9 protein-coding genes are annotated in these 12,837 nt (G+C 64.6%); 5 read left to right on the forward strand and 4 right to left on the reverse strand.

Going from position 1 to position 12,837, the window contains the following annotated elements:
- Positions 1-161 precede the first annotated feature (161 nt).
- Positions 162-1,568: an argininosuccinate lyase gene (argH, locus tag NE850_RS28890; RefSeq protein WP_007175853.1), complete on the reverse strand. Its 1,407-nt coding sequence runs from the start codon at positions 1,566-1,568 to the stop codon at positions 162-164.
- Positions 1,569-1,915: 347 nt separating this feature from the next.
- Positions 1,916-2,728 (reverse strand): helix-turn-helix transcriptional regulator, encoded by an 813-nt coding sequence (locus NE850_RS28895; protein ID WP_310699720.1) that lies wholly within the window; start codon positions 2,726-2,728, stop codon positions 1,916-1,918.
- Positions 2,729-2,899: 171 nt separating this feature from the next.
- Here NE850_RS28895 and NE850_RS28900 point away from each other — a divergent pair, with 171 nt between their 5' ends.
- Both NE850_RS28900 and NE850_RS28905 read left to right on the forward strand, forming a co-directional pair.
- Complete coding sequence (locus NE850_RS28900) at positions 2,900-3,652, forward strand: methyltransferase domain-containing protein (protein ID WP_310699721.1); 753 nt, start codon at positions 2,900-2,902, stop codon at positions 3,650-3,652.
- Between the two features lie 113 nt (positions 3,653-3,765).
- Complete coding sequence (locus tag NE850_RS28905) at positions 3,766-4,143, forward strand: hypothetical protein (protein ID WP_165185063.1); 378 nt, start codon at positions 3,766-3,768, stop codon at positions 4,141-4,143.
- A gap of 45 nt (positions 4,144-4,188) precedes the next feature.
- Here NE850_RS28905 and ppc read toward each other — a convergent pair whose 3' ends face one another.
- Complete coding sequence (ppc, locus tag NE850_RS28910) at positions 4,189-7,383, reverse strand: phosphoenolpyruvate carboxylase (RefSeq protein WP_007175849.1); 3,195 nt, start codon at positions 7,381-7,383, stop codon at positions 4,189-4,191.
- Positions 7,384-7,786: 403 nt separating this feature from the next.
- Here ppc and hemC point away from each other — a divergent pair, with 403 nt between their 5' ends.
- From hemC to NE850_RS28925, 3 genes are read left to right on the forward strand one after another with little or no spacing between them, the layout of a single operon-like run.
- A complete protein-coding gene (gene hemC, locus NE850_RS28915; RefSeq protein ID WP_310699722.1) occupies positions 7,787-8,785 on the forward strand; it encodes a hydroxymethylbilane synthase in 999 nt (332 codons plus the stop codon).
- On the forward strand, positions 8,785-10,803 hold the full coding sequence (gene hemDX, locus NE850_RS28920) for a fused uroporphyrinogen-III synthase HemD/membrane protein HemX (protein ID WP_310699723.1): 2,019 nt from the start codon (positions 8,785-8,787) through the stop codon (positions 10,801-10,803). Before hemC ends, hemDX begins: the two co-directional genes overlap by 1 nt.
- A gap of 2 nt (positions 10,804-10,805) precedes the next feature.
- The gene (locus NE850_RS28925; protein WP_310699724.1) at positions 10,806-11,996 is read left to right on the forward strand and encodes a heme biosynthesis protein HemY; all 1,191 of its coding nucleotides are present in this window, start codon (positions 10,806-10,808) and stop codon (positions 11,994-11,996) included.
- 173 nt (positions 11,997-12,169) lie between these two features.
- Here the strand turns inward: NE850_RS28925 and NE850_RS28930 are convergent, their stop codons facing one another.
- Positions 12,170-12,634 (reverse strand): hypothetical protein, encoded by a 465-nt coding sequence (locus NE850_RS28930; RefSeq protein ID WP_310699725.1) that lies wholly within the window; start codon positions 12,632-12,634, stop codon positions 12,170-12,172.
- Between the last annotated feature and the right edge of the window lie 203 nt (positions 12,635-12,837).

Raw genomic sequence — 12,837 nt, forward strand, 5'->3', positions numbered from 1 at the left:
TTGCGCAGCGCGTTCCATGCGAGCCGCTGCGGCGCAAAAAACAAAAGGCGAACCCGATAACGAGTTCGCCTTTCTGTTTGCAAGGCTGCGAGGCCGCAAACACCAAGCAAGCCAGGCGCACGCGATGAGCTTGCAATGCCACCTCATCGCACGCCGCCCCCTTACTTCAACGCTTCGCGTGCCGCCTTCACCGCGGCGAGCACCTGCTCCGGCGCCGTGCCGCCCGGATGGTTGCGGCTCGCCACCGAGCCTTCCAGCGTCAGATACGAGAACACGTCCTCGCCGATCAGATGCGCGACGTTCGGCAGTTCCGTGCGCATTTCTGCGAGCGTCAGATCCGCCAGATCGCAGCCGCGATCCGCGCACACGCGCACGGCGAGCGCCACTGCTTCGTGCGCGTCGCGGAACGGCAGACCGCGCTTGACGAGGTAGTCGGCCAGATCCGTTGCCGTGGAGAAGCCTTGCAACGCAGCATCGCGCATGGCTTGCGGCTTCACCGAAATACCGGTGACCATTTCAGCGAAGATGCGCAGCGTATCCGCAACCGTATCGACGGTATCGAACAGCGGCTCCTTGTCCTCCTGATTGTCTTTGTTGTACGCGAGCGGCTGGCCTTTCATCAGCGTGAGCAGCGCGATCAGATGGCCGTTCACACGGCCGGTCTTGCCGCGCGCGAGTTCGGGCACGTCCGGGTTCTTCTTCTGCGGCATGATCGACGAGCCGGTGCAGAAGCGGTCGGCCAGATCGATAAAGCCGACGCGCGGGCTCATCCACAACACGAGTTCTTCGGAGAAGCGCGAGATGTGCGTCATGACGAGTGCCGACGCCGCCGTGAATTCGATCGCGAAGTCGCGGTCGGACACCGCGTCCAGCGAGTTTGCGCAGATGCCGTCGAAGCCCAGCGTCTTCGCCACCGCGTAGCGGTCGATCGGATAGCTGGTGCCGGCGAGCGCGGCCGCGCCGAGCGGCAGACGGTTCACGCGCTTGCGGCAGTCGATCATGCGCTCGGCGTCGCGCGAAAACATTTCGACGTAAGCCAGCAGGTGATGGCCGAACGTGACCGGCTGCGCCACTTGCAGGTGCGTAAAGCCCGGCATGATGGTCGAGGCGTTCTTCTCCGCCATGTCGAGCAGGGCCGTGCGCAGTTCCGTAAGCAAGCCGCCGATCCGGTCGATCTCGCCGCGCAGCCACAAGCGGATATCCGTTGCGACCTGGTCGTTGCGCGAGCGGCCGGTGTGCAGGCGCTTGCCGGCGTCGCCGATCAGCGCGGTCAGGCGCGCTTCGATATTCAGGTGGACGTCTTCCAGATCGAGTTGCCACTCGAACTCCCCGCGCTCGATTTCACCCTTGATCTGCGCCATGCCGCGTTGGATCGCGGCGAGGTCGTCGGCGGCGATGATCTTCTGCGCGGCCAGCATGGAGGCGTGCGCGAGCGACCCTTCGATATCGACGAGCGCCAGACGCTTGTCGAAGAAAACCGACGACGTGTAGCGTTTGACGAGCTCCGACATCGGCTCCGAGAAGCGAGCCGACCAGGCTTCGCCTTTTTTGTGCAGTTGGGACGTCATGGTGTTGGGCAGTTAAGCGGCAGTTGAGCGAGCGGTGGGGAGGCTGACGACGCGCATGCACATACCGTGCAAAAGCAGCCGCCGAAGCGAAGAAAGACAGGGATTTTAACACCGGCGGGGAGGCTTGAAGCCGCGGTGCGCCATATGGTGGTGTCCAGAGGACGGCCCACAGCGGTCTGAGCGCGCGAGGTGAGGCGGCGTTGCCGCGTCCGGGAGGTCGGGCCAGGCGGGTTCGTGTGACGTGTTGCCGAGTCGCTGCGCGGCGCGCCCGCTGGCCACGGGCACGGCAACGCAAAAGCGGCTTTCCCTGGGGACGCGCTAACCGCCCCTGACCACCCATTCATCGCCTACTCGCGCACCAGCACAACCAGCTTCAAATCCTCGCGATGCGCGGGTTTGAACGTGATCTGGTCGTACACGATGCGGCCCTCGCGCGGATGGTTGAATTCGCGCCGTCCGCCTTCGCGGCCGCCCACGTCCTGCGACGCCCAGAAGCGCGCGAACGCGTCGCTCGCCGTAGTGAGCGAGTCGATCAGCGCGCGTGTGGGCGCGTCGTTCAGATGGCGGATCGAGTCGGCGCGGAATTCGGCGGCGAGCCGCCGCGCGCGCGTTTCCCAATCGACGATCAGCTCACGCGCGGCTGGCTCGGTAAACGTGTAGCGCAGCAGATTGCGGTCGTGCGCGCCGTCCAGCCAGCCGACGAACAGGTCGGCGGCACGCGCGTTCCACGCCAGCGCATTCCACTGGCGGTCGAGCACGTAAGCCGGCGCGTTCACGAGTTGCACGGTTTCCAGCAGGGTGGCGGGCGCGTCGGCGGCGGCCGGGTCGGGCTCCGCCGGGTCGCGCTGGGCGGCCAGCTCGAACAGATAGGCCCGCTCCGCGCGCGACAGCTGCAACGCGACCGCGATGCGCGCGAGCGCCTCGGCGGACGCGGAAACCGGGCGCCCCTGTTCGATCCACGTGTACCAGGTCGGACTCACGCCGCACAGTTGCGCGACTTCCTCGCGCCGCAATCCGGGCGTGCGGCGGCGCGGACCGGGCGGCAGGCCGACCGCTTGCGGCGAAAGCCGTTCGCGGTGAGCGCGGATGAAGTCGCCGAGCGCGCGGGCCGGGGTGGCGTCGAGCGGCGGCGGGTGGTCGGCGGAAGACGGCGTGGTCATTCTGAGCGGGCGGTGGGTGATGGGGCGACGAAGCGCAGGCAGGTAATAGAGATACCAGAATAATTGCTTAACTTGTACTGGTACACGGCGGGCTCTATTGTAGCGGCTCGTAGCGGCTGAAAGGGCACGACGTCCGCCAGCGCTACCCGACACACCTAACCGGAGCCTCCCATGAAGCATCACGATCAGGTCGCCGACGCCTTCGGCTCGACCGCCGCCGCCTATTTGACGAGCCCGACGCATGCCGCCGGCGCCGATCTGCGGACGCTGGCCGAAGCGATCGCGGCGACGCCGATTGCGACGGTGCTCGATATGGGGTGCGGCGCGGGTCACGCGAGTTTCGCAGTCGCGCCGCACGCGAAAGAGGTGGTGGCCTACGACATCGCGCCGCAAATGCTGGCGACCGTGGAAGGCGCAGCGAAGGAGCGTGGTCTCGCCAACATTCGCACGCAACAGGGCGCGGCCGAAGTGCTGCCGTTCTCCGACCATTCATTCGATTGGGTCATCAGCCGGATGAGCGCGCATCACTGGCACGACGTGCCGCTCGCGCTCGCCGAAGTGCGGCGCGTGCTGAAGCCGGGCGGCAAAGTGTTGTTCATCGATATTGCCGGCAGCGATCATCCGCTGCTCGACACGCATATCCAGGCCATCGAGTTGTTGCGCGATGCCTCGCATAGCCGCGATTACCGCGCCGACGAGTGGCTCGCATTGTTCGCGGCGGCTGGGTTCAAAGCCGCGATTCACGAGCGTTGGCGCATCGATATCGAGTTCAGCTCGTGGGTGGCGCGCATGCGCACGCCGGAACCGCGCGTGGTGGCGATTCGTTCGATGTGGGCGTCCGCGCCGGATGAAGTCCGTCAATATTTCGACGTGCAGGAAGACGGCTCGTTCAAGCTCGACGCGTTGATGATCGAAGCGGCTTGAGGTGTGTCCTGACAACGTTAAGTCAAGTGATGCGTTCAACCGAACATCCCAAAATAAGTGCACGGAAACGCCGTGATATGCTCTGGATTGCTTAGCAATTTGGAGCTGTCGCCATGCTGAAACGAACCGTTAGCACCGCCTTTGTTGGCCTTTCCGTGGCAACGTTGTCGCCGTGCACCGTGGCTGAAACCAATCAGGAATTCTATAGCCGTAATGGCACGACACTGCCGCGCGCGATTGCCTCTTATCCCGGTGGCGTGCCGTATGGTGTTTCCTCGGATCCGCGGCACGCGCAGTACGGTTTCAGACCGCCCGGCATTACAGAGGGGAGTTCGGCGGTGACGTCGGCGCAGGAAGCGCGCGGGAACTTCGAGCGGCGATTTGCGGCGGACCTGGAGGCATACGACCAGGCAAGGCGCACGCGTGACAACCCCGAAATCAGGTTCAATATTGCGCCACGAGAAATGCCGAAGCCGGTCACGGCGAAATAATCCGCGACCGGCTTCAATTTCGGCCCAACCCTGGCGTGCAGCGGCTTAACCTGTATTACGCAAGCCCGCCGCAATCCCATTGATGCTCAAATGAATCCCGCGCCGCACGCGCGCATTGGTGTCGCCCGCGCGGTGACGCTTGAGCAACTCCACCTGCAAGTGATTCAGCGGATCGAGATACGGGAAGCGATTCTTGATCGAACGTGCGAGCAGCGGGTTCTCAGCAAGCCGCTCGCTCTTGCCCGTAATCTCCGACAGCACCTTCGACGTGCGCTCCCATTCCGCGACGATCCGCTCGAACACGTGCTTACGCAGCTTCTTGTCGGACACGAGCGCGGCGTAGCGCGAAGCGACCGCGAGGTCGGTCTTGGCCAGCACCATGTCCATGTTCGACAGCAGGTTCGCGAAGAACGGCCACGTCTTGTGCATTTTTTTCAGCAGCGCGAGACGGCTCTTGCGTTCGGCGTCGCTCGGCGCGCTGTCCAGATGCGCGGCCACCGCGCTGCCGAATCCGTACCAGCCGGTCAGCAGCAAACGGCATTGGCCCCACGAGAAACCCCATGGAATCGCGCGCAGATCTTCGATCTTGCGTTGCTTCGGATCCTGCAGTTTGCGCGAAGCCGGACGGCTGCCGATGTTCAATTCGGCGATCTCCGCAATTGGCGTCGACTCGAAGAAATACTCCTTGAAGCCGGGCGTTTCATAGACCAGCGCGCGATACGACGCCATTGCCGCGTCGGACAACTGCTGCATCGTTTCTTCGAACGCGGGCAGTTGCGCTGGGGCGATGCCGTGCGGCAGCAACGACGCTTCGAGCGTCGCGGCGACCACCGTTTCCAGATTGCGCCGGCCGATTTCCGGATTGCCGAACTTGCTCGCAATCACTTCGCCTTGCTCGGTCAAGCGGATCTGGCCGTCCACGGTGCCCGGCGGCTGCGACAGAATCGCCTGATAGGTCGGACCGCCGCCACGGCCGACCGTGCCTCCGCGTCCATGAAACAGACGCAGCGTCACGCCGCGTTCGTTGAACAGCGACACCAGCGCCAGTTCGGCGCGGTACAACTCCCAGTTCGACGTGAGGAAGCCGCCGTCCTTGTTGCTGTCCGAATAGCCGAGCATGACTTCCTGCTCGTTGCCCTGGTGTTCGATCAGCGCGTCCACGCCCGGCAGCGCAATCAGATCGCGCATGATGTGCGGCGCATTGCGCAAGTCGGGAATCGTCTCGAACAGCGGAATCACCATCAGGCCCGCTTGAGCCGGATCGTTCGCATTGCCGAGGCAACCGCGCAGCAAGCCGGTTTCCTTTTGCAGCAACATCACTTCGACCAGATCGCTCACGGTCTCCGTGTGCGAGATGATGTAGTTGCGCACCGCGCGCGCGCCGAACTTCTCGCGCGTGACGCGGGCTTCTTCGAGCACGCCGAGCTCGCTCTTCACGAGGTCCGAATACTCCGCGAACGGCAGACGCAACGGACGCGGCTGCGCCAGTTCCGAGAGCAGCACGTTGAGCTTGTCCGTTTCGGGGAGCTCCGCATAGTTTTCTTCGACGCCTGCACGCCTGAGCAGTTCGGTGATCACCGCCTCGTGAATGTCCGAGCTCTGGCGCAAGTCGATGCTCGCCAGGTGGAAGCCGAACACTTCGGCGGCACGTGCGAGCGGCGACAGACGCGGTGCGGCGAGCGGCGCGCCGTGATGCTCGGCGAGCGAATCGATTAGCACGTGCAGGTCGCGCACGAATTCGGCGGAGTCGGCATACGGCTTGGCGCGCACCGGCGCCGCGCCGCGGCCCGCGCTGCGCACCGGCACGCTGCCTTCGCCGAGGCGTACGCGCGCGCTTGCCGCGAGCCGCGTGTACATGCCGATCAACGCGCGGCGATACGGCTCGTCCGTGCGATGCGGCGACTGGTCGGGCGAAGCGGCCGCCAGTTCCTTCAAGGCGTCGCTGGCACCGGCCAGCAGGTTCGACACCGACAACTCGGCGCCGAGCTTGTGCACCTGCTCCATGTAATGCTCGAAGATCACCGCGGCCTGACGGGTGATAGCGTTCTCGAGGGTTTCGGCCGTGACATTCGGATTGCCGTCGCGGTCGCCGCCGATCCAGCTGCCCATCTGGAAGAACGGCGGCAGGCGTGCTTCGAGGCCGTGCTCGGCGAGCGCTTCTTCGATATCGGCGTAGAGCGCCGGGATTTCTTCGAGGAAGGTGGCGCGGTAGTACGACAGCGCGTTTTCGATTTCGTCGGCCACGCTGAGACGCGAATCGCGCAGCATGCGCGTTTGCCACAGCGACGTGACGCGGGCGCGCAGCATCGCTTCGTTGTGCGCGCGTTCGCGGTCGGTCAACGGCTGGTCGCGTTCCGCGAGCAGGCGCGCGACGTCGTGCTGCGCGTCGAGAATGCTCTTGCGCTGGACTTCGGTCGGGTGGGCGGTGAGCACGGGCACGATCAGCGCGTTGTTGAAGAACTGCTGCAGGACCGGCGTGGCGGCGGCGCCCGCTTCGACGAGCCGTTCGAGCGAATGGGCAATCGTGCCCGGTTGCGAGGTCGAGCCGGCCAGTTCGTGAATCCGGTGACGGCGATTGCGGTGGCGGTCTTCCGCAATGTTCGCGAGATGCGAAAAATAGCTGAAGGCGCGCACCACGCTGACCGTCTGTTCCGGGCTCAGCGAGCGCAGTTTCTTGTCGAGCGTCTGCGCGGCGGCGCTATCGTCTTCGCGGCGAAAGCGCACGGCCGTCTGACGGATCGTTTCGACCACGTCGAACACCGCGTCGCCTTCCTGCTCGCGCAGCACGTCGCCGAGCAGGCGTCCCAGATAACGGATGTCCTGGAACAGCGGATGGTCCTTGTCCTCGCGCGTGCGGCCATTGGCTTTCGGCGCGGGCGCTTGCGCCGATGCGGCCTGCAGCGCGGACGCGTTCGCCGCCTGCGGTGCGGCGGCAACGATCTTGATCTTCGAGGAGCCGGCCTTGGCCGGTTTTTGCGCCTGGGCCGTGGCTGTGGCTTGCGTCGTCTTATCCGATTTGACTGCCTTCACAGCCTTGTCCGTCTTGACGGGCGTGGAGGTTTTGGCGGCCTTGCCGGCTTTGGCGGCATGAGCAGCCTGAGCGGGTTTGCCGGTGCGTTTGGCCGATGTCGGCACAGCAGCGGCCGTGGCGGAGGCGGCGGGCTTGGCGGCGTCGGCCGCTTGAGCGTTGGGCGATGCAGTGTTGCGGCGGGCAGGGCGCGCCGGTCCGGAAGACGTCACGATGGGTTTCCTCAGGGAAGCCAGGGTCTGTTGAGTGATGAACTGCTACTGCGGGACTGCACTATGAACTGCAACGTGAACAGCAAAGTGAACTGCGCGAAACGGTATGCGCCGATGGCGATACGCCTGAGAGAGACTGCGCGCCTTCATGGTGCCGTGCGTTTGCACGACGCGCACCTGAGGCGCTTGCGGCACATTGCACCGCATCGCATCATCCCGCATGCCGCAGCCCGGTGCGCGAACGACCGTGCGTGGACAGGCAGGGATGGGGCCGGCACGCGCCGCGCGAAGCCCGTCTCCTCCATCGATACCGCTTCAGCACGGCACCCCGCCGCGTCTTGAGACGCAAGGGCGCGTGCTAACATTGATTGTTATTACATCCCGTCATTCGATCAGCAAGCTAATGAACACCGAGACGTTTTCCACGCCACCCCACACGCTTGTGATTGCGTCGCGAGAGAGCCGCCTGGCCATGTGGCAAGCGGAGCATGTGCGATGTGCGCTGCACAAATTATATCCATCTTGTGACGTAAAAATCTTCGGAATGACAACACGTGGCGATCAAATTCTCGATCGCACTTTGTCGAAGGTCGGCGGCAAGGGTCTCTTCGTCAAGGAACTGGAAGCCGCGCTTGCCGATGGCCGCGCCGATCTCGCCGTGCATTCGCTCAAAGACGTGCCGATGGCATTGCCCGAAGGCTTTGCGCTATCCACCATCATGGAACGCGAAGATCCGCGCGACGCGCTGGTCTCCAATACGTACGACTCGCTTGCCGCGTTGCCGGAAGGCGCTGTGGTCGGCACCTCCAGCCTGCGCCGCGAAGCCATGCTGCGCATGCGCTATCCGCATCTCGAAGTGCGGCCTTTGCGCGGCAATCTGGACACGCGCCTCGCCAAGCTCGATCGCGGCGATTACGCGGCGATCATTCTGGCGGCGGCCGGTCTGAAGCGCCTGGGTCTCGGCGAGCGTATCCGCGCGTTGCTCGATCCCGAAGACAGCCTGCCCGCAGCGGGGCAAGGCGCGCTCGGCATCGAGATTCGCGCCGACCGTGCGGACCTCGCGGCATGGCTCGCGCCGCTGCATCACGAGCATACGGCCGCCGCCGTCGAAGCGGAGCGCATGGTCTCGCGCGCGCTCGGCGGCAGTTGCGAAGTGCCGCTCGCCGCCTATGCCACATGGCATGACGGCGCGCTGCATCTGCGCGGCATCGTGGCGACGCCGGACGGCCAGCGGGTGCTGAGCGCGCAGGCGTCGGCGCCCGCAACCAGCGTCGAGCAGGCTATCGCGCTCGGCCAGGAAGTCGCGAGCGCGCTGGAACAGCAAGGCGCGATGGAGATCGTTCGCGCACTCGGCACCGCCAACGGTGCGGCTGCGGCGGACAGCGCGGTGACCGGCGAGTGATGGCGGCCGATATCCCCGGCAACGCATCCCCATCCGTCGACAAGGCGGCGTTCACGGTCGTGATTACGCGACCGGCCGGTCAGTCAAACGAACTGATCGCACGACTCGCCGCCGCAGGCATCGCCACGCTCGACTTTCCGCTGATCGACGTCGCGCCCGTCACGGACGAGGCTCCATTGCGCGCGGCGTTGAGTTCGCTCGAACGCTATGCGCTCGTCGTGTTCGTGTCGCCGAATGCCGTCGATTACGCCTTCGCCCGCAGCGATACGATCTGGCCGCATGCGCTGCCGATCGGCGTGGTCGGGCCGGGTAGCGTGCAGGCGCTGGCGCGTCACGGCGTGACCTCGCCGGCATACAACGTGATCAGCCCGCCGTCCGGCACCGACGAAGAAACCGCGCGCTTCGATTCCGAAGGCCTCTTCGCGGCGATCGACACGGCGCTCGGAGCGACGAACCTGGAAGGCAAGCGGGTGCTGATCGTGCGCGGCGACGGCGGCCGCGAGTGGCTGGCCGAGCGTCTGCGCGAAGCCGGCGCCGAAGTCGAGACCGTCGCGGCGTACCGGCGCCTCGTGCCGGAACCGTCGATAGGCGGCTGGGCGCGTGTGCACGAATTGCTCGCGGGCGTGCCGCACGCGTGGCTGCTCACCAGTTCCGAAGGCGTGCGCAATCTGCACGAACTGGCGCAAGACCACCTCACCGCCGACGAAATCTCTCAACTCAAACGCGCCGCGCTCGTCACGCCGCATCCCCGGATCGCGCAGACCGCGCGGGCATTGGGTTTTGATAGCATTACGGTGTCCGGCGCGGGCGACGAGCGCATTGTCCGCACCCTGCTTGCCGCCGTCCCGACCGTAGTTCAACCGGCACCGTCCAACCCGGCTCATTCACCGGCTAAATCACGCATGACTGAAACGAACGCATCCACGAACGCTTCACCCCAGCCTGCCGCGACCACTGCGTTGCCGCCGAATCCACCCTTCACGCCCTACGAAGCGCAAAAGCGCCATAGCGCGAGCGGACCGCTGCTGTGGTTTGTCGTCGTGATCATTGCTTGTGCTGCGGGCGTGGGCGGCTATGCGCTCAATCGCAAGGTGGAGCGCACCGAGCAGCAACTGGTGCAGCGCCAGCAGGCCAACGACACGCAGACCAACGAGCTGCGCATCAAGACGGAGCAGGCGCTCGCCACCGTGCATCAGTCGGACTCGCAGGTCGCGCAACTCGAAGGCAAGCTCGCCGATGCGCAAACCGCGCAGCAGGCGTTGCAACAGCAATACGCGGATCTTGCGCGCAATCGCGACGACTGGACGCTCGCCGAAGTCGGCCAGATGCTCTCCGCCGCCAGCCAGCAGTTGCAGCTCACCGGCAATACGCAGCTCGCGCTGTTCGCGCTGCAAAGCGCCGACACGCGCCTCGCCGCGTCGGACAGCCCGCAGGCGATCGCAGTGCGCAAGGCTATCGCGCAGGACATCGACAAATTGAAAGCCGCGCCTTCCACCGACCTCACGGGCATGGCCATCAAGCTCGACAACGCGATTGACCAGGTGGACGACCTGCCGCTCTCGGGCGAAGCCCCGATCGCCCATGCCACGCCGCACGCCGCGACGTGGGCCGATACGGCCAAGGTGGCCGCGGCCACCGGCGAGCCGCGTTGGAAGGTGTGGTGGCGCGAGGTGAGCACCGGCATCGGCCAGCAGTTGACGAGCCTCGTGCAGGTGCGCCGTATCGACAATGCCGACGCGATGCTGGTCACGCCCGATCAGGGCTACTTCGTGCGCGAGAATCTCAAGCTGCGCTTGCTGTCCGCGCGTCTTGCCTTGCTCTCGCGCAACGAGACCACGCTGAAGTCCGACCTGCTGGCGGCACAGAATGCGCTCACGCGTTACTTCGACAACTCGTCGAAGAAAACGCAGACCGTGAGCGATCTCGTCAAGCAGGTGCAGGCGGGCTCGGCCGCGGTTGAGCTGCCGAATCTGAACACGAGCCTGCAGGCCGTCAATCAATACCGGAGCCGGGGTTAATCATGGCGATCCGGGGACTTCTATGGCTCGCGTTGCTGTTCGTCATCGCGGTGGTGCTGGCGGTGGTGGGACGCTTCGACATGGGCCAGGTGCTGTTGATCTATCCGCCGTACCGCGTGGACATGTCGTTGAATCTGTTCGTGGTCGGGCTGGTGGTGCTGTTCATTCTGCTATACGCGCTGCTGCGCATCTTCCGCAATATCTGGCGCATGCCGCAACGCGTGGCCGCGTATCGCGCGCGTTCGCGTGTCGCGAAAGCGCATGCCGCGCTGCGTGATGCGATCGGCAACCTGTATGCGGGGCGTTTTTCGCGCGCGGAAAAGGCGGCCAAAGACGCGCTCGCGAATGGCGACAACAAGGGCGCGGCCGGTTTGATCGCCGCCACCGCCGCGCACCGCATGCATGAATATGCGCGACGCGACGAATGGCTCGCGCAGATCAAGGAAGCCGACTGGCAGGACGCTCGCCTGATGGCCACCGCCGACATGCGCGCGGATGGCCGCGACGCGGACGGCGCGCTGACCGCGCTGACCGAAATGCAGTCGCAGGGCGCGCGGCGGATTCACGCGCAGCAGATCACGTTGCGCGCGCAACAGCAGTTGAAGAACTGGGGCGAGGTGCTCAAGCTCGTCAAGACGCTGGAAAAACGCGAAGCGATTCATCCGGCCGTGGCGGTGCGCTTGCGTCAGATCGCGGCGGAAAACCTGTTGCGTGACCGGCGCCACAATGCCGACGCGCTGCTGGAGTTGTGGAATTCGCTGTCGGCCACCGAACGCCATTCGCCGCGTCTCGCGGATCTCGCCGCCGAGTTGCTGGTGGCGCTGAACCGTCCGCAGGAAGCGCGCAAGATCGTCGAGGAAGCGCTGGCGCAAAACTGGGACGCGCGTTTGCTGCGCCGCTATCCGGATACGGCGGGCGGCGACGCGTTGCCGCTGATTCAGAAGGCCGAAGCGTGGCAGAAGGATCGTCCGGAAGATGCGGACCTGATGTTCGCGCTGGGCCGCTTGTGCCTGCATCAGCAACTGTGGGGCAAGGCGCAATCGTTCCTCGAACGCGCGCTGAAACTCGCGGACAACGAGACGCTGAAGATTCGCTCGCATCGCGCGTTGGCGCGTTTGCATGAACAGCTCGGCGATACGGAGAAGGCGAGCCAGCATTATCGCGAGAGTGCGTTGGCGATGAATATTGTTTGAGGGTTTTTGGGGCGGCGTATCTGTTCTTGGTGCGCTGCTTTGAGAGGTTGAGACGGCTGGTTTTTTAGTTCGTGAGTTGATGTGTTGATGGCCGCAGCGGATGCTGCGGCCATTTGTTTATGTGCCGGCGGTTGGCTGTTATGCGAGGCTCGGTTTGATCGCTTGGTGCGGTCTTAGTGCGGCGCGGTGGATGGCTGTTCCACGGTAGTGGACGGCGATTCGATCGTGCTTTGCGTGGATGGCTTTTTGCGGGGCGACGCTTTTGTTGCTTCGATCGACGCCTCCGCTCGCTGCGACGCTTTAGTCAGCAAGTTCGTCGCATGCTGCGCCGTGAGGCGGCTGCGCGCGACGCCCTTCGCGTCGAGTGCAATCACCTGGAACAACTCGCGGTCGTATTCGAGATCCTGCTGATACTGCTCGGCCGTGTCCACCAGCAATTCAAGCAGCGTCTGACGACGCTTTCTTTCGTCGTGGGTAATCGCAGGATTTCTAGCTATCGATGACGCAAGGGTAATCAACGTGTCCAGTTGACCCAACTGCCGGTCGCATAAATCGAACGCGGAAAGGGCAAGCTTTTCGTACTGGAGGGCGTCGACTGGGGGACGCGAAGCAGGTTGAGTTTTGACGGGCCTGGTCATGGTGCGATCTCCTGGTTGGTGGGGTGGATCGCCCGGACACGCTTCTTTGGGGGGAGGGGTGAGCGGGCACGAAGTGAGGTTAATGGAATGGACGCCCCCTCTCCTGCGGTACGGATATGCCAAAGTAAGGGTCTCAAACGTTAGCGCGAAGGAGAGCATCATGAAGATCGCGACCATTGGCCTTGACCTTGCCAAGAACGTTT

Source organism: Paraburkholderia sp. USG1, from assembly GCF_031570135.1.
Lineage (GTDB): Bacteria > Pseudomonadota > Gammaproteobacteria > Burkholderiales > Burkholderiaceae > Paraburkholderia > Paraburkholderia dioscoreae.